General features: G+C 47.1%; 15 protein-coding genes. 7 read left to right on the top strand and 8 right to left on the bottom strand.

What is annotated here, in order from left to right; genetic code table 11:
* Positions 1 to 31: 31 nt before the first annotated feature.
* Positions 32 to 2,059: a methyl-accepting chemotaxis protein gene (locus Q4Q49_RS01805; protein WP_259215387.1), complete on the bottom strand. Its 2,028-nt coding sequence runs from the start codon at positions 2,057 to 2,059 to the stop codon at positions 32 to 34.
* A gap of 207 nt (positions 2,060 to 2,266) precedes the next feature.
* Here Q4Q49_RS01805 and Q4Q49_RS01800 point away from each other — a divergent pair, with 207 nt between their 5' ends.
* The 3 genes from Q4Q49_RS01800 to Q4Q49_RS01790 all read left to right on the top strand — a co-directional run bounded on the left by Q4Q49_RS01800 (position 2,267) and on the right by Q4Q49_RS01790 (position 4,177).
* Entirely contained in the window at positions 2,267 to 2,893 is a 627-nt protein-coding gene (locus Q4Q49_RS01800) for a fumarylacetoacetate hydrolase family protein (RefSeq protein ID WP_259563935.1), read from the top strand.
* Between the two features lie 23 nt (positions 2,894 to 2,916).
* A complete protein-coding gene (locus Q4Q49_RS01795; protein WP_259563934.1) occupies positions 2,917 to 3,528 on the top strand; it encodes a Crp/Fnr family transcriptional regulator in 612 nt (203 codons plus the stop codon).
* A gap of 139 nt (positions 3,529 to 3,667) precedes the next feature.
* The gene (locus Q4Q49_RS01790) at positions 3,668 to 4,177 is read left to right on the top strand and encodes a YgjV family protein (RefSeq protein ID WP_220592436.1); all 510 of its coding nucleotides are present in this window, start codon (positions 3,668 to 3,670) and stop codon (positions 4,175 to 4,177) included.
* A gap of 110 nt (positions 4,178 to 4,287) precedes the next feature.
* Here the strand turns inward: Q4Q49_RS01790 and Q4Q49_RS01785 are convergent, their stop codons facing one another.
* From Q4Q49_RS01785 to Q4Q49_RS01770, 4 genes are all read right to left on the bottom strand, one after another.
* The gene (locus tag Q4Q49_RS01785) at positions 4,288 to 4,530 is read right to left on the bottom strand and encodes a hypothetical protein (protein WP_006080930.1); all 243 of its coding nucleotides are present in this window, start codon (positions 4,528 to 4,530) and stop codon (positions 4,288 to 4,290) included.
* Positions 4,531 to 4,724: 194 nt separating this feature from the next.
* A complete protein-coding gene (locus tag Q4Q49_RS01780; protein WP_311998486.1) occupies positions 4,725 to 7,460 on the bottom strand; it encodes a family 20 glycosylhydrolase in 2,736 nt (911 codons plus the stop codon).
* Positions 7,461 to 7,526: 66 nt separating this feature from the next.
* Positions 7,527 to 8,375, bottom strand: coding sequence for an ROK family protein (locus tag Q4Q49_RS01775; protein ID WP_311998485.1), 849 nt, complete (start codon positions 8,373 to 8,375; stop codon positions 7,527 to 7,529).
* The gene (locus tag Q4Q49_RS01770; protein WP_311998484.1) at positions 8,372 to 9,664 is read right to left on the bottom strand and encodes an MFS transporter; all 1,293 of its coding nucleotides are present in this window, start codon (positions 9,662 to 9,664) and stop codon (positions 8,372 to 8,374) included. Before Q4Q49_RS01770 ends, Q4Q49_RS01775 begins: the two co-directional genes overlap by 4 nt.
* 539 nt (positions 9,665 to 10,203) lie before the next feature.
* Here Q4Q49_RS01770 and Q4Q49_RS01765 point away from each other — a divergent pair.
* Positions 10,204 to 11,178 carry an AraC family transcriptional regulator gene (locus Q4Q49_RS01765; protein ID WP_311998483.1) on the top strand — a complete coding sequence of 325 codons (975 nt, stop codon included), beginning with the start codon at positions 10,204 to 10,206 and terminating at the stop codon, positions 11,176 to 11,178.
* 10 nt (positions 11,179 to 11,188) lie between these two features.
* Here the strand turns inward: Q4Q49_RS01765 and Q4Q49_RS01760 are convergent, their stop codons facing one another.
* A complete protein-coding gene (locus tag Q4Q49_RS01760; RefSeq protein WP_311998482.1) occupies positions 11,189 to 12,724 on the bottom strand; it encodes a tryptophan halogenase family protein in 1,536 nt (511 codons plus the stop codon).
* Positions 12,725 to 12,791: 67 nt separating this feature from the next.
* Positions 12,792 to 15,428: a TonB-dependent receptor gene (locus Q4Q49_RS01755; RefSeq protein WP_311998481.1), complete on the bottom strand. Its 2,637-nt coding sequence runs from the start codon at positions 15,426 to 15,428 to the stop codon at positions 12,792 to 12,794.
* A gap of 342 nt (positions 15,429 to 15,770) precedes the next feature.
* Between Q4Q49_RS01755 and Q4Q49_RS01750 the strand changes: the two genes are divergently transcribed.
* From Q4Q49_RS01750 to Q4Q49_RS01740, 3 genes are all read left to right on the top strand, one after another.
* Positions 15,771 to 16,898 carry a polysaccharide deacetylase family protein gene (locus Q4Q49_RS01750; RefSeq protein WP_311998480.1) on the top strand — a complete coding sequence of 376 codons (1,128 nt, stop codon included), beginning with the start codon at positions 15,771 to 15,773 and terminating at the stop codon, positions 16,896 to 16,898.
* Between the two features lie 214 nt (positions 16,899 to 17,112).
* Positions 17,113 to 17,898: a hypothetical protein gene (locus tag Q4Q49_RS01745; protein WP_311998479.1), complete on the top strand. Its 786-nt coding sequence runs from the start codon at positions 17,113 to 17,115 to the stop codon at positions 17,896 to 17,898.
* 180 nt (positions 17,899 to 18,078) lie between these two features.
* Entirely contained in the window at positions 18,079 to 18,501 is a 423-nt protein-coding gene (locus tag Q4Q49_RS01740) for a DUF3224 domain-containing protein (RefSeq protein ID WP_311998478.1), read from the top strand.
* A 359-nt stretch (positions 18,502 to 18,860) separates the two neighbouring features.
* Here the strand turns inward: Q4Q49_RS01740 and Q4Q49_RS01735 are convergent, their stop codons facing one another.
* Complete coding sequence (locus tag Q4Q49_RS01735; RefSeq protein WP_259544089.1) at positions 18,861 to 19,415, bottom strand: BON domain-containing protein; 555 nt, start codon at positions 19,413 to 19,415, stop codon at positions 18,861 to 18,863.
* Positions 19,416 to 19,623: the final 208 nt, after the last annotated feature.

The following is a 19,623-nucleotide window of genomic DNA, read 5'->3' as shown; positions in this document are numbered from 1 at the left end:
CATTTTCGACATTCCCAAATATCTAAACTCACTAGAGTTTAAACCGTTCCACTGAGCTGGTGAGTGAGTGGGCAAGCGTGGTGACTTCGTTGCTGCGTTTGGCCATGTCCATGGCTTCATTGGCATTTTGATCCGCCGCTTGCGCAGCCTCGCTCATGCTTGATTCAATACGTTGACTGTAATCTAACTGCTCATGGGCGGCGTGGGTGATCTCTAGGCTCATGTCATTGAGCGTATGTAAGGTGCTTTCTATATGGGCGATAGCATCCTGCAGGGTTTGGCTTTGTCCGACACATTCGTTTGCCTGATTTTGACCTGTGGTAATTGCACTCGCTGCCGTGGAGGTCTCTTTTTGCAGGGCCGTGATCATGGTTTGAATTTCAGCGGTGGCAGCTTGGGTACGTGAGGCCAGGGATCGCACCTCATCGGCCACAACAGCAAAACCCCGTCCATGTTCCCCCGCTCTGGCGGCTTCAATGGCGGCGTTCAGTGCCAGCAAATTGGTTTGTTCGGCAATGCTACTAATGGTGGTTAAAATGCTGCCAATATTATCGCTTTGAATGCTCAAGCGAGACATGACCTCAACCGAACTACTTAAGCGGGCGCTCAGTTCGGCAATTTTATTGCGATTATCATCGGCAATTTGCTTCACTTGATTGCCGTATTTCGAGGCTTGGCTGATTTGTTTCGCCGACTCACTGGCCTGTTCAGTTACTAAATTAGAACTGGTAAACATCTGTTCAGCTAAGGCTTTAGTCTCATCGACGCGGCTGATTTGCGCGGTTGCGGCATTGGCAATGCGCTGACCTTGCTCATTGGTTTGGGTGGCAGAGCTGTCCAGTGAATGGGCATTTTGGCTGATATTGGTGAGTAGCTTGGCAAGGTCATCACTCAAGGTATTCATGTTATCAATTAGGGCGCCAAATTCATCATCATGGCGTTTGTGAATGCGTTTAGATAAATCCCCTCGGGCGATGCTTGCGAGTGCGCCATTCACTAAGGCTAATGGATTGAGCATGGCCTTGGAGGTGAAGAAGGAAATAAAACTCACCATAACGATAAACACCAATGCGAGCACTATCGCTAAGGTTTGCCCTTGCTCAATGGCATTACTGGCAATGGTTTGCAGGCTGCTAAATCGGCGATCGGCTAAGGTGATTAACTTGTCTAAGGCGAGATTATTGGCGTTAAATTCTTTATCGGCATCGAGGTAATGTTGCTCGGCTTGAAGCTGCGCCTCAACCACGGCTTGTTGTGTTTTATAAAGCTCGGCAGGGGCTGCGAGTAAGGTGTTGATAATTGCATATTGCTGTTCGAAGGTTTGCAGCAAGCCTAAGGTATCAAGCCCATCAGTTTGTTGTTTTAAAAAGGTAAAGTTAGTGGTGAGGTTACCCAGTAAGATGCTGACATCTTGCTGGTGCGATTGGATCACCTCCAAACTTTGAGTGTGGATCAGCTCTCCCATAGTGTTGGTTAGCGTATACAACATGTCGTCGATACGCGTGCCTGTACCGACAATCTCTTCGAGCAGAGTGGGATTATCGGGGATGGACAGGGTTTCGAGATCGATCATCGCATTACTGGCGTTGGTCTTGGCATCGTTAAAGCGTTGGAAAAGTTGTTGGTATTGCTGCTTTGCTTGTTCATTGGCGAGTTTCGCACTAAACATGGCTTGGCTTTGTTGCAAATAGGCTTGGTATCTTGCCTGCGCCTCGTGCAGGGAAGTCTGCATCTTAGATTGATCTGCCACTCGCTCCGTTAACTCATTTTCGATACTTTGATATTTCTTCTGCAGCGCCGTAAACGCTTGCTGACTTTTGGTTAAGGCGGCTGTGTCTTGCTGGCTATGGGCCAAGGTGGCAAGGCGTGACATTTTCAACAGCACCAGTTGCAAGCTATTACTCTGCTTTTGCACCGGTACGGCTAAGGTTTCGATATTTTGATAGGCGGTTTGTACTTGTGAGAGTGAATAGTAGAAGAAGCTGCTGCCAGCGATGAGCAGGGCGCCGATGGCACTAAAGCTAAAAATGATTTTTTGTTTTATGGTAAGCGTCAACATAGTGCGAAAACCTCTTCTATGACTGTCCCTGTAAAATGGGTTTAATAATGATTAGATCGCTGTTTTTATTGAAATATTAATTCAAGTGTAGCAGAGTTCGTCACAAGTAAAGTGAATTATTCTATTGAGAGTTTAGCGCTAGTTAAGGTTAACTTCTTGGTTTGATTATTTAAAAATAATCTCGACCGTATCTTAAAAGGATTGAAAATGAAATCAGTCGTGTTGGGTGAAAAGCGTATCGTACCGACAAAAATTGTCTGCATTGGGCGTAATTATGTCGACCATATCCATGAGTTAGGCAATGACATACCCGATGACATGGTGGTGTTTTTAAAGCCCAATTCGGCGATGTCGACAGTGCTACTTTCTGAGCATCAAGGTGAAGCCTTGCACTATGAAACCGAGCTGTGTTTTATGTTGCAAGATGGCCGTTTTAGCAGCGTTGCCATTGGCTTAGATCTCACTAAACGTGATTTACAAAGCAAGTTAAAAGCCAAGGGATTGCCTTGGGAACGGGCAAAGGCTTTCGATGGTGCGGCATTATTCAGCCCCTTTGTGGCGATTGATGATGCCGAGGCGCCGCTGCATTTTACCTTGAGTATCAACGACAACTTGGTGCAAGAGGGACATATCGATTTAATGATCTACAAACCTCAGACTATTTTATCTGAGCTGCAAGCCTTTATCAGTCTAGATGACGGCGATATTGTGATGACAGGCACCCCCAAGGGCGTGGGAAGTATTCCCGCTAAAAGTGTATTCAACGTGACGCTGAGCCGGGGTTTGCAAGCGAGTGCTGAGCCCTTACTCGAATGGCAATGGTTAAGTGTTTAGTGATAAATCGCTGAGTAGCTCGCATGATTGAACCTGATGACGTAAAAAAGACTGCTGTATTGCAGGTGTCAATTTGCCAGCCTCTGCAACAATTTTTGCTTGCGTTAGGGGCGAGTCAAGCTGCTGTTGAACGTTACTTACCACAGTTTAAAGCGTTGAACGTGCCGGCGGGAGAGGTGCTTCTTGGCCAAGGAAATGAGCAGTCACAGGCATATTTTGTTGTGGATGGTATCGTGCGCGCTTGCCATTATACTCAGGAGGGCACAGAGCGCTGTAAGGAGTTTTATTTCGAGGGTGAATTGTGTTTTTTGTATGTCAGTTGGCTGAAGCAAATTCCCGCTCGTTACCAATTAGAAGCTTTAAGCGCCTGTAAACTTATCCAAATGCCGTTATCCGTGTTGGATGATACTTCGCTGCAGCCCGTGCAACTAGGGTTACTTAAACAGCAATTATTGTATAAAGAACAAAAGGAAGCCTTTTTACTGCTGCACACACCTGAGCAACGTTATCTGTATTTACGCGAACATTCACCATTTTGGCTTGAGCGGTTAAGCCAAGGTCAGCTAGCTAATTATATTGGTATTACGGCAATCAGTTTGTCGCGTATGCGTCGACGACTTCAAGACTCTTTTTAACGTTTTTTGCCCCCAGTTAACTTAGGTTAATGCGCTAAAGCGCGATTTCCATGATGCTGAGCCTTAAGTTGCGCTCTCAAGTCTGTAAGGCTTGCAATCTGAGTGCGCATTATTGCTTAAAGCTAAGGGGCTTAATAAGTTGACTGCGTTTACTTTGTCTCAAATTTTGGTGGCGATAGCCATTATCTTCGATCTGATTTCGTTTCAATTTAAGGCGCGGGAGCGGATTGTCGCCTGCCTTTTTGTATCGGGTATTCTGATTTCTATTCATTTTTGTCTGTTGCAGCAATGGACTGCTGCAGGCTTAATGGGCATAGCCACAGTGCGTTATCTCACCAGCATGTTTACGACGTCAAAGGTGGCCATGTGGTGTTTTTCTAGCGCAGCAGTGGCAATGAGTATCGTGACCTTCAATGGCATAACGACAGTGATCAGTTGTATAGGTACCTTGTTTCAAACCCGCGCCGCATTCTGTCAAAGGGATAAAGATCTTAGATTACTGATGATAGTCGGAACCAGTTTTTGGCTTGTTCACAATGCCTTAGTGGGATCGCCCGTGGCGGTATTGATGGAGATATTATTTATTGGCAGTAATTTGCTGGGCTATTATCGGCATTATTTTCGCGGGCGGCTTAAGCAACTTCCGTGATCAGCCAAGGTCATCTCTAGCCTTAACTGAGAGGTTAAATTTTTAGCGCTTGCATAGTCGTTTTGGCGTTGATGTGAAGAGCATCTTTGTGCGTGATTAATCTAGGATAGCTAGAGTCCCGCGACGGCTTCCATATCGAGTTCGATATCTGTGCAGCCTTTAGCACAGTAAATTCCTGCGGCTTGTTCTGCCTTTGCCTGCTCAGGCAATATGACTTTAAGTGTCTGTTTACAGCTAGGACATTGCACTGGCTTACCTTTAAATACCCGTTTAATTAGATTTTTCTGTTCATTAAACGAGGTCGCTGTGGTTTGGTTTAACACGGCAAAGGGGCTAGTAGAAGCAGTTGTCATCGGTTGGCGGATCCTTAGGCTTGATAAAGTATTATCACGAGAGTGTTATCGCGAATAGCGAGATTATAGCCTGAGTTGCGCTGTTATTGAAAAGCCTCAATGTAAGCTCATGCTTAACCCATCGACCAGTGGTATTAATAGTCAATTAACGTATCGACCATCACATATGATGGCCGACATTGTGCGAGAAACGACTAGAGGGTGTTTTGCCAAGTCGATGGGCGAGAGTAACGTGCGCCATCTTTGACTCTAGCGCGGATGTGTTTGACATCATTAAGCTTGAACGCTTGGCGGTAGCTTTGCCAAGGTCCTGAGTCGAGTTGGTATTCCAGCTCGGCATTGGGATACAAGCTATTGAGCACTAACTGCTGATGTTCAACACGTATTCCAGGCGGTGCTATGCGATAGAAAACTCCCGCTTTTGCTAACTTAGGTTGCACTTTATTGGCGTAAACTGCAGCGAAGGTTTGCCAATCCTGTTTGAGGACTTGCTCGGCTTGGCCATTGAGTTGGCGGGCAAAATGTTGAGTCTGTTGGCTATAGATTTTACCTTGATAATCATAGGCTAATTCCCATGGTGCCTTATGCCATGCCCGTTCGGCGAGGGCGACCATGCGCGGAAATAGCATGTACTCTGCTTGCTCGTCCGATTGCACCATTTCGCTCCAAAGATGCCCCTGTAAGCCGTAAAAACTGTGCCCCGGTTTGAGCTGGCTGTGGCTATCGTCCGACACAAATGGCTGATTTAAGCTATTGTGCCAGCGCTCGGCATGGGCGGGCAGGTTGTCGGGCATAAAGCTAAACACCTTAAAACTGTCTATTCCCCTCGAGGCCCAATGATTACCGCGCTCATCTGGATGGCTAACATAGGGAAAATCAAAATAGGTGACTTCCGGCGTTGAGAGCACGACCTTCCAGCCAAGATTGACTTGCTTATGGGCGATTTGATGGCCGTTGTCTGAAATCAGTGACCAAGCGTTAGATTGCACTTGGGCGGGCATGTTTTCGGGGCGCACTTCACCCATGCCATCATTCCAGCCAGCGGCAATAATCCCTTTATCTGCCAGCATGTTAGCAACGCGTTCGATAAAGTAGCCATTGAGTGAGTGGAGTCCAGCTAACTCATCGGCTTTTTGTTTTTTCATTGCGATACACGCGGGGGATTCTACCCAAGCGCCCGCGGTTTCATCGGCGCCTATGTGGTAATGCACTAAAGGAATGCCTACGGCTTGGTGCATCTTTTTAACTTCATCAATCACAGTATCGATAAAGTGATAGGTGCTCGGCAGACACACATTGAGTGTGTTGTCGTGGTAATACTGAATCGACGAATATTGGGTTTTATCTGTAAATTCAGTCAGTAAAAACTCCTCCGCCTTAGCTTTGTCTCCCTTGGCGAGGTAATGGTGATAACGCGCCTCCATGGATTTTATTGCGGCGCGTGAATGCCCCGGCATGTCCAGTGAAGGGATCACTTCGATGTGGTGAGCATCAGCCAGTTGTAATATTTCTTGGTATTGCGCCACGGTTAAGTAGCCATCGACGGGGTTTACGTCCGCTATGCCGCTGCCCAGTTGTGGCAATAAACAGGTTTGTTCGGTTAAATCGAAACAACGTTTTGCGCCCACATCGGTCAGTTCGGGTAAGCCGGGGATGGCTAAACGCCAGCCTTCATCGTCGGCTAAGTGCAAATGCAGCTTATTGATTTTATAGGCGGCGAGCTGTGGGATAATGCGTTTAATAAAATCGAGCGAGTGAAAGTTACGGGCTAAATCAATATGCAGGCCGCGAAAGGCGTAGCGAGGTTGGTCTTGGATCTCGATGGCGACGAGTTGATCTTCACTTAAACTGATTAGCCCAGCTAGGCTTTGTAGGCCATAGAAGAGTCCCGCCTCAGTGCCCGCTCGAATACTGATTTGCTCAGCTGTTATGGTTAACCGATAGGCTTCGCGGTTTTTAATTTCACTATCATGGGCTTCAGTGCTTGCGACTTTAGGAGCTTGAGCATCGAGTTGCAATAATAGCGGCGTGCCTTTGTCCTTGGCCGAAAAGCCTAAATAATCGAGGTAATCAAACGCCGCTTGCCGCCCCTTAAAATCGACAGTCGCAGCCGTGAGTCGATAACCTTTAGCAAGGGATAAAGGCGCCGAGTTTAGGCTTTGGCTATGAAGTGGTGTGGGGATAAGTTTGCCGCTAATGTCAGGTGCTTTGTCTGCGGCTAAGGCTTGATATTGCTCTGCTAAATACTGGCCATCGGCAAAGGGGGTTGCATCGTTTTTTGCTAGTAAGAATTGTTTCTCTGCATTAAAGGGCGCCAGGTAGTCTTGCTCGGCTAAACCTGTTTCTGGATCGCGCCTTGTTTGAGTGCTCTTTATGACCTGCGCCTTATCGCCCATAGCGACAAAGAAGTTTGGCATAAACTCGGAACGGGTGATTTGGCTGCCTTTGCTATAAAACTCAATGCGATAAACTTGATTGGCGACGAAGCCCTTAAAGCTGGCTTTAGGAGTGATTTTATGTAAATCGCCATTGATATGCTCAATGTTAAAGTCACCCGCATCGACGAAATAAACGGGCGATAATTGGCTGAAATAAATTTGCCAGTCGCCGTAATTTAACTCTTCGCTGGATAACTTGTCGTTCGATAGCTGAGTGGGCAAGGTCAGCTCAATGGCAGAGCGATAGCATTGGGCTTCTTTAGCGGGACAGGTTTCAAGATAACTGGCGGTTAACTGATAATTTAATTGGAGTTTATCGGCCAATTGATTCAGCGCGACATTATTTGCCTCCTGCACGGCGTTGGTGGCCTGTACTGATGGCATAACAAGTATTGAAAGCACTGGTGTCAAGGGAAGCACTGCCATTACGCCGCTGACTAAGGCCGTCTTAATCCCCTGCCACTTTATTTTCCCTTTCGTTAGTCCTTTCACTTAGCTAAGTCCTTTTGTTGTAAAAACCACTGCGCCGTGTCGATCAATTGCTGGTGCATTGTGATGTTAATTGAAATCGCTTGATTTCTGTTGTTGTAAAAACCATTGCGCCGCGCCTATGAGTGCCGCATTGTGATGTTGGCTGGCTGAAATCGTCAAGTCCGCCAGTTGGGGGCCATAGACTAAGCTTTGCAATTTCTGTTTAAGCGCTTCAATAAAGAAGGGAAAGCTTTGGCTGACTGAGCCGCCAAGGACGATATCTTTGGGATCGTATACCAGTAAGGTTTGGGCGATCATGTGCGCCAAGTGTTCACCAAAATGGGCGAAGGCTTGCAGCGCTTGGCTGTCTCCTTCACAGGCTTTTTGATACAAATATTCGCCACTTATGTGATGGTGAGTGGTGAAGTATTGCCCCGAGCAGTAGTGCTCAATAATGCCATCGCGATAACTCAAGCTGCCGATTTCGCCTGCGGCGCAATGTTTACCCGAATACAGCTGACCATTAAAAATCACCCCAGCGCCCACGCCTGTGCCTAAGGTAATCCCGAGCATGTCTTGATTGTGATTGAGCACAGCTTCGCCAAGGGCAAAGAGGTTCGCATCGTTATTTACAACCACATCCATTTCAAAGGTATTTTTAAGCTGCTGAGCTAACTGCGTTGCCGTTAATGCAGGGATATTGAGCACTTCGAGTAAGGTGCCGCTGTGCATATCCACCATGCCGGGTATCCCGATGGAAATACCATAGGTTTCAGGCGTGAGGTGGCTGTGGATACAGGTCACGAGGAAATCGAATAATTGTTCGAAATTGCCATCGGCGGGAACGGGATACCGCCAAGTGTCGAGTAAGGTTTTACCTTCCACCTGTGCCAACATCAGTTTAGTTCCCCCAAGATCTAAACATAGGACGCTCATAATAGCTTGTTGCCTCTCGTGTTGTTTGTTGCCATCGGCTCGTCATTCTTTGAGGCCGTTTTAGCAGAAAATAGGGTGGTGTTTTTAATCAAGGGGCGAGCCGTTAGCGCGACATAGCCTATGTATGCCATAGGGATTAACAGCACTAACATCCCGAACCGTAACTCGCCGTACAGCTCACTGATAACACCAATGATCGGCGAGATAAACGCGCCGCCGATAATGCCAGTGCAGAGAATGCCAGCGAATGATCCATGATCTTGGGCGCGAGAATTGAGCGCCAGCGAGAAGATCACCGACCACATGATAGAAATGAAAAAGCCAACCAATGGGAAACAAATTAATGCTAGTTGGCTCGGTCCCCAAATCGCCACCAGAAAACAAACCAGTGAACTAAGGGAAAAACTGAGCAGCAAGATCTGACTGTCGATAAGCTTAAGTAGCAGCAAACCGAGTAGGCAGCCGAGCGTCATGTAAAACCAAAAATCGCTAACCACATTGGCGCCGACACTTAAGGTATCAAGACCATGATATTGCGACAAAAAGACTGAGATACTGTTAGCAAGCCCTTGCTCAAGTGCAACGTAGGCGGCGATAGCGAAGAAGAATTTCAAAACGGTTCTATCTTTGAAAAGGCGTAAATGGGTCTCCAGAGCACCCGCAGACTCATCGGCCAATTTATCCACTTTGGGCATCTTCACTAGGCTGGCAAAGAGCACCATGGCGAGCGTGACTACGGCGAATAACCAATACATGGCGAGCCAACTCATGTTCTCGGGCAATAGCTGTTGCACATAGTTGGCTGATGCAACACTGGCTTGATCTAAGGCGACAAAATGCTGGTATACCAGCGGCGCTAAGGTCGCGGCGCCGCCAAAGGCGAGTTGGGCTAGTACGGAGAAAAAGGCAAAATGCTCTGGCCCCGCGGCTTGGCGCAGTAAGGGATTGACTGCTACCTGCAATAAACTCATGCCAGTGCCGATACAAAACAGGCTAAACATGGCGATGCTAAAGGTAGGCAGACACACAAAAGTCACGGCGCCGATGAACGCTAGGCTAAAGGCTAAGATGATCACCCGCTTTTCACCGTACTTGTCCACCAAAATCCCCGCAGGAATCGATGTCACGCCGTAGGCGATAAAAAATGCAAAGGGAAATAACCCCGCCAACGTCAGGCCGATAGCATAACTGTCAATTAACGCAGGGAAAATCGGCCCCATGCTGTTGGTCATCAAGGAAATCACAAAGAAAGTGCAGAGGACAAACAGGATGATGAGTTTGTGTTTCATGTGCTTAGCCAATTGAATTAAGTGAAATTCATTGTGGACTGACGCTCGCTATGGCGGTGATACGAATGGTGCCTCTGTCGATACTTTTCTCACATATGTAAATCCTGTTCGCGCTGATTTAGCTGATTTACATCAGGTGCAGTTAATACGGACTGTAGATACTTGTAAATACTGGCGATAGATAATGGTGATAGATACGAGTTGCAGTTAGCTGCTGCGGATAGGCATAGGTAAAACCGTGTTTTAGTATCTGCTGATAAAGTGTTTGCTTGTAAAATAGTTACCTTTAATTAACATTGGATAGAATAGTATTAGAGTAACGGAGTTGAGTATCACAGTAGGGCTGACTTGCTATAGACAATAGTGCGCGAGGCACAGCGATTTCGCCGCGCTGATAGGTTAAGGCTGGCATTAAAAATAAGGTCTAAGTAATTGAATAATTTAACAGGATGGAATAACGGCTAGCTTGAGTAAATGGCGTTGATCTGTAAGGGCGGATTGAAGCTAAGGTAAAGGAATGAGTAACTGGAGTTTAATGGATGAAACCTCTGTGTGAAAAAGTGATCCCCGATGAAAACAGCTCTTGGCGTTACTTTCGTTATGAATGGGACCACATGGATCTCAACTGGCATTATCACCCCGAGTACGAAATCTGCTTAACCCTCAACAGTTATGGCATGCGTTATGTGGGCGATCATATTGCCCGCTATGGCGATTATGATTTAGTGATCATCGGCCCAGACATGCCCCACGGCTGGCAATCCGAGGCTAACCTTGATCTTTCACCTGACGAGGCTTCAAAGAACGATTGTTTGAAAGGCGGCGCTTCAACTGCGGTCGGTTTGAAAGAGCCCAGTTTGAAGGGATCCGCTTCGAAAAATCGAGTGAAGGAAGTCGTGTATGTGGCACAAATTCCCGCAGCCTGGCTACACCAAATTGTGAATGAGCAGCGCGAGTTAGCATCCTTGCATTCACTGTTGACCCATGCCAAACGGGGCGTGTTATTTAGTGAGGAAACGGCGCGCAAGGCCCATAACGTGTTTATCGCGATGGAGACGGCTAATCCCTTTAAACGCTATATTTTGTTATTGGAATTATTAGCGTTATTACAACAGGATAGTCAGCAAGAACTCTTGTCCAGTACCTTGTTCACCCACGGCAGTAAGCTCGACTTTACCGTGAAAAAGCTCGATAAAGTGATCGAACATATTTATGACAATTACACTCAGGCCTTGTCGGCACAGGATTTGGCAAAGTTAGCGCACATGAGCACCAATCACTTTCATCGCTTCTTTAAAAAACGTACCGAGAAAACCTTAACTGAGTTTATCAATCAACTCAGGATCGCTAAGGCGTGCAAGTTATTACTCTCGAACCAGAGCCCGATTTCAACCATCAGCGATCAGTGTGGTTTCAATAATTTATCTAATTTCAATCGACGCTTTATTCAATTTAAAGGCGTCACGCCGAGTCGTTTTCGTCAGCGCTTTAGCAGTAAACAAAGGGCGATTTAACCCCTTACTATCACGAATACTTAGGCTGAAAATACTGATCCACTAAGGTCTGGCAGTAGCTTATCGCCTGCGCGGTGATCTCCGCTGAAATCGGCTCAAATGGGCGCTTGAGTTTTGGGTCGCGGTAATCCATTCCCGCTAACAGTGCATACCAAGAGGGGCGAAAGTAGGCGAGCTGCTGGTCGTATTGGTAAAGCAGCAGATCAAAGTCATCCCCTTGATACCAAGCTTTTAATAGTTGCGTCAGCCTTTGGGAAATGGCGACTTTTCTCGCTGCGACCCAATAGGCTTCGCTGCGCTGGCTGGTGACATAATGGGCCTGAATGTAATCCTTTATGCCGAGCACTAACTGCATTACTGCTTGATTTAATGTTTGCCGACTTAAGGTTTCTGCCTGCTTATTTAACTGATAACGCTCGAATAACGACATAAATTTTTCAAGGGTGAATTGGGTCATCATGATCGACGTGGCTTCGAGTGGCTCGATAAAACTTTGCGCAAGTCCTATCGCCAGAACATTGTTGTGCCAAGCCTTGTCACTGACGCCGACCCGCAGCTTGAGAAACCGCACTTGGGTCGACTCGGGTAAATTTACACTGTGCAATAATTCCTTAGCCGCGGCATTGGCACTGAGGTGGCGACTGCTATAAACATAGCCATTGCCAAGCCTGTGGGTGAGGGGGATTTGCCATAGCCAGCCTGCACTGAGCGCTGTGGCGCGGGTATGGTACTTTGCCTGCTGCGTTTGAGTGGAGTCCATTAATGCAGGAACAGGAACAGGAACAGGAACAGGAACAGGAACAGGAACAGTGACGGCGCTGTCGTTGAGTAACTCATCGGCGAAGGATTGAAAGGGCACGCCTAGGGCTTTATGAATTAACTTAGCGCTAAAACCGCTGGCATCGATGAAAAAGTCGGCGCTCAGTCGTTCGCCATTTGCCAGGATCAGCGTCTCAATCTGCTGGTGTTGGGAGGTTGAAACCTCGACCACATCAGCAATGATCTGCCGTACGCCGCGTTGGCAGGCATAATCTTTTAAGTAGTTGGCCAGCTCAGTGGCATCGAAGTGATAGCCGTATTCGTTGGTGCAGGGCAGTGTTTTATTCGGCCTTGGGCTGAGATTGTGTTTGGCCAGTACGCCGCTAGAGAAAAACGCATCAGGTTTAACGGCATTGCCATGCCCTCGGCGTCTTGCATTGGCGTTGATAAAAAAGACTTCGGCGGGTTTTACATCCATTTGAAAATAGAAGGGGTGGAAATATTGCTGGCCGTCACCATTCCAATTGATAAAGTCGATGCCGGTTTTATAGCTGGCGTGGCATTGCTCCATCCAATCTTTTTCGCTGATGCCTAAGTTGTCCATAAAGCGTTTTAGGTGTGGCGTCGAGCCTTCGCCAACGCCGATAGTGCCTATATTGTCCGATTCCACTAAACAGAGTTCAATGGCGGCAAATACGGGGTTATTCGCGAGGGCGGCCGCGGCCATCCAACCTGCGGTTCCGCCACCTAAGATAATGATTTTTCTGATTGCTTGCTTCGCTTTCATGGCTTATCCCCGCTGCATTATCAACGCAAAAAGCCGACCCTAAGGTCGGCTATGGTGTGACTCAAGTTTAAAATTTGTAGCTGGCACCGACGAAATAGCGTGAACCAAATTCGATGGTGTTTTGGGTCAATCCGTATTTAACATCATAGGATTGCACCACTTCGTTGGTTAAGTTTACCCCTTCGAGTGAGACATCTAAGTTTTCCATCGCATGCCAAATAATCGAGGCATCGACTTGTTGATAGCTGTCGTTTAACACGTTTTGAATGTTACCCACGCCTAAGTATTCTGAACGCCAGTTATAGGCGATACGGGCGCTGAATAGATCATCTTCGTAGAAGAGTGAGCCGTTGAAGGAGTTTTCTGACACGCCTTCAATCATCTGTTCAGTGCCATCGGGGCGCGTGCTCTTACTGTCAACATAGGTGTAGTTGGTCAAGAAGCCAAAACCGCTTTCAAAGTTATGCTGTAGCTGGATTTCAAGCCCAGTTACTGAGCCGCTGCCGCCGTTGGCAGGAGCTGTGACGCGGCATTTATCCCACTCGGATTCTGACGCGCCGCAACCTTCAATGTACTGAGTCGACTCAGTGACAAACACTACGTTATCAATATCTTTGTAGAACAAGGCCGCCGACAGCATAGAAGATTCAGTGAAGTACCATTCGATGCCAAGGTCGGCTTGGTTCGCCTTATAGGGTTTCAAATTGGGATTACCGCCGCTCGCAGTACCAAAGTTTTTTGCTATGGCTAAGCCAGGTTTTAGATCGCTGTAGTTGTTACGCGCCATCACGGAAGAGGCCGAAGCACGTAGGATTAAATCTTCCTGCAGATCGAAGGCGACGTTGATACTCGGTAACCAATTATCGTAATTAACTGATTCATTGTAGGGCTTGCCATCGGCAAAACCGGTTGAGGTTTGGTCAGTGTTAACGTAACGCACGCCAAAGTTACCACGGTAGAATTCGCCGCTGAAATCCGCTTGGGCGTAAAGGGCCAACATATCCTCTTCGACAGTGAAGGTGTTACCGAGATCGGCGACTTCCACTAACTCGCCATTGGCGTATTTCTCGCTGATAAAGGCCCACCATTTGTCTTCATCTAACTTGGCATAGGAGTCGAGTACATTGCCGCCGCTCTGGGAATGTAGCCCAGACAGCACGCCATCACTCCAGTTAGCGAGGTTGCCATTAGGCACGAAACCTAGGATTTCTGCGGGGTTACGGTTGAAGGCATTACGCTCGAAATCACTGGTGTTGTACTTAATCCCGACCGCAATTTTGTTAATAAAATCATGGTCGAGTTGATATTCGAAATCGGTCTGTGCGTAGGTCACTTTATGATCTTGCACTGTGGTTTCGTAGTTCGCCTCTTGGGCGTGCTTGAATTGGCTAGCATCGTTAGCATCTAAACTCGTCAGCACCACTTGGTAGGGACCGGTGGCATCGTAACTAAAGCCACCATCGACACTGCCTTGACCATTAGGGAAGGCGGGGTCGCCAATTTTACCGCCTTGATCCGTCGCTGGGATCCACCAAGAAGATGAACCGCCTTGGGTGCCGCCATCTGAGGTCGATTGGCCAATGACGCCGCTCACAGTAAAACTGTCCCCGACGTATTTTCCGGTCAAGTTGAGTACGTCAGATTTCATATTGACCGCGTGGCGCACCACAGGGTTATAAATAATCGACGCATACGCCGGCAGAATCGTTGCCGACGCTGTGCCGCCTTGGGCGTTGTTCACTACGTTGGTGGAGCCTGAACCGCGCGCGCCAACGGTTAAGAAGTTATGGTTTACGTGGGGGATATCGAGTTCAAAATTAAAGTAATCTAAGGTGAACTCGGTATTGTCAGTTGGCGCAAATTGCAGTGTGACTTGGGCGCTGGTCCGTTCACGTTCGGCTCTAAAGGCCTGCGAGCCAATGCCCCAAGCGCCAACGGTAGATTCTTGATTTTGCGCGGGATCGGCGGCGAAGTATTCATAATAACCACTGAGAGATTCCAACACTTGGCGGCCGCTGGTAATTTTTTCTACTGAATAGGCGCCTAAAATGCCGAACTTTTCGTCGTCATTTTTCCAGCTTCCAAGGAAAGAGCCACTCGGGTCTGTTTCATCGTACAGGCTGCTTTGGCTCAGCTCGCCAGCGACTTGATAGGTGTGGGCATCGAGATCTAAGGGCTTGCGGGTTTTGAGATCGACAGTACCGCCCAGCGCACCTTCTTCAAGTCTGGCGGTCGGGGTTTTGTGCACTTCAACCGCACTCACTTGCTCTGCCGACAACAATTCCATATTGAAGGTACGAGTGGCAGGACCCAAGTCATACCAAGAAGTGCTGGCAACGGTTTGACCGTTAAGCAAAATACGACTCTGCTCTGGCGCTGTACCGCGAATAGTGACGCCGCTTACTTCGCCGTATTGCCTATCGACCGTGACCCCAGAAATTCGCTGCAGCGCATCACCGATGTTTTTATCGGGAAACTTACCTATGTCTTCCGAGGTGATGGCATCGACCGTGGAGTCGGCGAAGCGTTTGGTATTCAATGAGGCTTCAATCGAGCGACGTATGCCGCGTACTTGGATTACCTCCATATTTTCTGCCGTTGCCTCTTGTTGCTCCGCCGCGACTGCGGTTGAGCTCATCCCGAATAAGGCATTAGCGATACACAATGCGAGCAAAGAGCTCTTAAATAATTGACCTTCTGACATGTTATAGCGTCCCTGTAGTGCTTTAGTGTTGTTTTTTTCTTCAGTTAACTTACCTGTTATCGAATTGTTGATGCGGTACTTTTCACACTAGGATTGGTATTTTTCTATTGTGTTTAACGCGAGGGCGGCGGTGATTTCAACTTGAGTGGTGATGGGAGATTTATCAACTTAGCGTAGAAAAGTATGGCTTGTTGCTAGGATGGTATAACTAACGCTGGCTAGATTACTCACTATAGATAAGCCGAGCGAATGAGTGCGAGACTGTGTGCGAATTGAGATGCATGGGCGTTAACTCATTGCTTTTTAATCATTAGCCTCAAACATTATCTATAGGATGAGATCATGAAACTGAAATCGATAGCCGCCGCAGTTGGACTCTGTTTAGCGAGCGTAAGTCCTGCCCACGCCAGCGATAAAACCATTTACCTCACCTTTGATGATGGTCCAATTGACGCGACTTTAGGGGTATTGGATGCGCTAAAGGATGCCAATATCAAGGCGACCTTCTTTATCAATGCATTTCATATGTATGGCGAAGGGGATGAAAACGAAGCGTTAGCGGCTGTCGCCCTGCAACGTTTATTAGACGATGGTCATATTCTGGCGAACCACAGTTACGATCATATGCTGCATAACTGCACCGATGGCGTGCAATCGGGGGCGGTTTATTGCAATCAAGTGGGTCTATGGCCGGTGAAATCCTATCAAGATGCGGCCACCGACTTTACCTACTTTGTGACGAACACCGCCAAAGTGGTTGAGCTTATCCCTAATGCCGCCAGTTATCCTAACAACAAGATGACTAAGTTGGCGCGTTTGCCCTATACCAATGGCTGGCGCGTGACCAGTAAACTTAAAGGCGACGGCTTGTGTGCAACCTCTGATACTGTGCCGCCTTGGGACCCTGCTTTTGCTTGTACCGCCGAAACCTCTACCAACAGTTCGCAAGTTGCGGTGCAAATTCAAAATATACTCGCCGAGAGTGATTATAAAATATTTGGTTGGGACTTTGATTGGGGGCCAGAGGATTGGGGCGTGGCTTTTCCTGCTGAATCTATGGCCGATGGGGTTGAGCTGGTGGATAAAATCAATCAAGTGATCAACACCTGTGCGGGCACCACAATGAACCCTCTCAACAGTCGCACGCAAAACTTAGACTGCAGCGATGGTTTGCACGACGGTAAAGTGGTGATCTTGACCCACGACTTCCTGTTTGAGAATGCGCACCGTGGTCAAGGTGCGACCATCAATTTGCCTAAAATTAAACGCTTCGTGGAAGAGGCGCAGCGCCAAGGATACCGTTTCGACACGCTAGATAACTATGCCCCTGCTTGGCAGGATCAGCATGATTATCAGCAGCCTGATTTTGTCTCGTATCAAGATAAAATCTATTCCTTAGTGCAAGCCCATTTCTCCCAAAGTAATTGGCAACCGAGTCAAACCCCAGCCTTGTGGAAAAACGAGAAGTAGCTAAGTGTTTGGCTGAGTATTTACTCGGCCCATAATATTCACCGAGTAAAGGACATGTTGCTGAACTTAGCCTGACAAATTTCAAAATAGCGTCACTTTTTTACACTTTACCCACTCCGCTTTAACTCAGTATCTGTAATACTGCTCCGACATTGATTTGAAGTTGATCAGTGTTAGAAAAGCAGCGCACAAAGCGCGCGATTGGGGAGAGAAAATGAGTACGTTTGTAAAGTTAACCTTAGCGGGCACCTTAGTGATATTAGCCATACTCGCCGCAGGTATTTACCGTTTCAACATGACCAATGATGATATTTATATGGTGATGGAAGATGGTAAGGTCATGCAATACGACGAGGCCATGGCGCAGGAAAAAACGCAGGCACAGGCCAATGAGGTTGAAGTAGTGACACCGCTTGAGGTTAAGCCGGTGGCGAATGCGTCGGAAGTGATGCTTAAACTCTTTAGCTTAAATACCGCTAACCCGTTTGAAATTACCCTACCAGAGGGCGGTAAATCGGTTGCCTTGACCCATTTTATTAAGATCAAGCAAACGGAATTTGCGATGGGCGATTATCAAGATGGCGAGGTAAAAGGCCGAGTATTACTGGATTATTTGCGCATTACGCCGTTAAATTTCGATCCCGCTTTAGAGCCCGACACCCAGAGTAACGCGCCAATTCAAGATGATCCTAAAATGCAGACTATGCCCTTTGTGGCGCCGTTTATTGTGACGACCCAAGGTTCGGGGGTATTTTGGTATCTTGGTTTGTTTAGCCTCGATTTTGAACACAATAATTTGAAGCATTTAGGCAGCGTCGTGCTGGGCGATCGCATTGAGGTGGACAGTATTGAACCTGTTTATCCCTTCGAAGTTCCATTCAAAATTGCCGTGACTTATCGCGATAGAGCGCCTGACCAACCTATGTCTGAAAGCCCTGAAATCGTCAAAACCACAGAAGTGGCAGTGAGTGAAACTGGCATCAGTCACTTAACTCAGTAGTCAGTTGGCGTGTGCAAGGGGCGTGTGTAAGGTAAGTGTGTAAGGTAAGTGTGTAAATGCGATTATGGATCTGCGCAGGCTTGTGCTAAGTTATTTTTCGTTCCGTGAATCATGCTTGCCGCAGCGGCAAGCAATCTCGGGTAGATAGACTTGGCATAAGGTTTTGACAAGGAGAGTGTCATGCAAGTTAACAAAATTACGGGGAAATTTGATGTTAAGCTCACCCCAGATAGCACTTATGCTACGGGTGTGGGCGGCGTAACGTTAGGTCGTATGGGTTTAGATAAAACCTTTTATGGCGAGCTTGAGGGCCGTAGCCAAGGGGAAATGCTCAGTGCAATGACGTCAGTAAAAGGCTCGGCTGGCTATGTGGCGATTGAGCAAGTGGTTGGCAAGGTGTGTGGTAAGCAGGGCAGTTTCGTGCTGCAACATTTTGGCATTATGACCGATGGACAAAACCGTTTGATCTTAGAAGTGGTTCCCCATTCCGGTGCGGGCGAGTTGCAGGGATTAACGGGCACTATGGCCATCAGTATTGAAAATGGTCAGCATTTTTATGAGTTCCAGTTTGGCTTTGAAGCCAGCGCTGAGCCAGCATTTTAACGCGACTTCAGGCATTATTTTTTAGGCATGATTGTTTCTGAAAATATAGTTTCAGGCACTATTGCTTAAGGTGTTATCGCTTAAGGTACTATCGCTTCCAGCATTAGCCTGATGTCGTTCAATTTTCCTACCTTGATTTCGTTTTCTCAAACCTAGTCTTATCTACGTGGCCTAGAAGACCTTGCTTGATTGAGTGAAATAATGGACATAAAAAACCAGCCTAGGCTGGTTTTTTGTTATTACTCTCTCTAATCAATCGAGCTCAAAAGTTGAGGCAAGATTAACGCCTTTTACTTAACTCTGACTGTTAAAGCGCTACTTTTGAAAGCTAGTTTCAGAAAGTGCAGCTTTAGCTAGCGTTAAGAGGCTTTTTTAACGACTTTGATTTTATCGACAACTTTTTTCACGTCGTCGGTATTCTCAGCAATTTTCAGCGCTAACTGACGTTCGGCATCGCTAGCCACTTCACCTTTTAAGGTGACGATACCATTGGCGACATCAACATTAATCTGGGTGCCAGAAACATCGGTTGAAAACAGTAAACGGGTTTTGACGACTGTGGCAACCTTAGAATCGGTCAAAGTAGCGACAACGTCACTGGTGCCTTCTTTCTCATTCATTACAGTGAGTTGGTTATCGACATCTTTTACGCCGTCTAAACTTTTGATCAGTTCAGTGGCAAGAGCTTTATCGACACTGCTTTCCACTTTACCTGTTAATGTGACGTTTCCGTCTTTCACATCGGTGATAATGTCAAAGGAATTGAGGTTAGTGTTGAGCAGTAAAGTGGTTTCAGCTTTACCATCGATCCACGCATCCTTTGCCCCGTCCTTCCAATCTTGAGCTGCGGCGACATTTAAACTGATTGAACCGACAAGTAAGGTCGCTAGTACTGATGCTGTTGTGGTTTTCATAATCATATCCTCCGTTGTTTTCTCGATGTTAGATAATGCGTGAATCGTGCCAGTTTTATTAAGTTATTGACTTAAATGCTTTTAGTTGATGATTTCGATATTTTCATGTCTCAGCGATTTCCCCTAAGTCGGTCTTTTTTACCGACAAAATGTAATTTTTGCTGGTAAGCAAAGCCGTCTTTAGAGCATAAAAAAACCGCACCAATAA

It is taken from the genome of Shewanella sp. SP1S1-7 (genome assembly GCF_031932105.1).
In the GTDB taxonomy this organism is placed as follows: domain Bacteria; phylum Pseudomonadota; class Gammaproteobacteria; order Enterobacterales; family Shewanellaceae; genus Shewanella; species Shewanella baltica.
The sequence above is the reverse complement of the archived record's forward strand: the minus strand, read 5'-3'. Positions and strand labels throughout refer to the sequence as shown.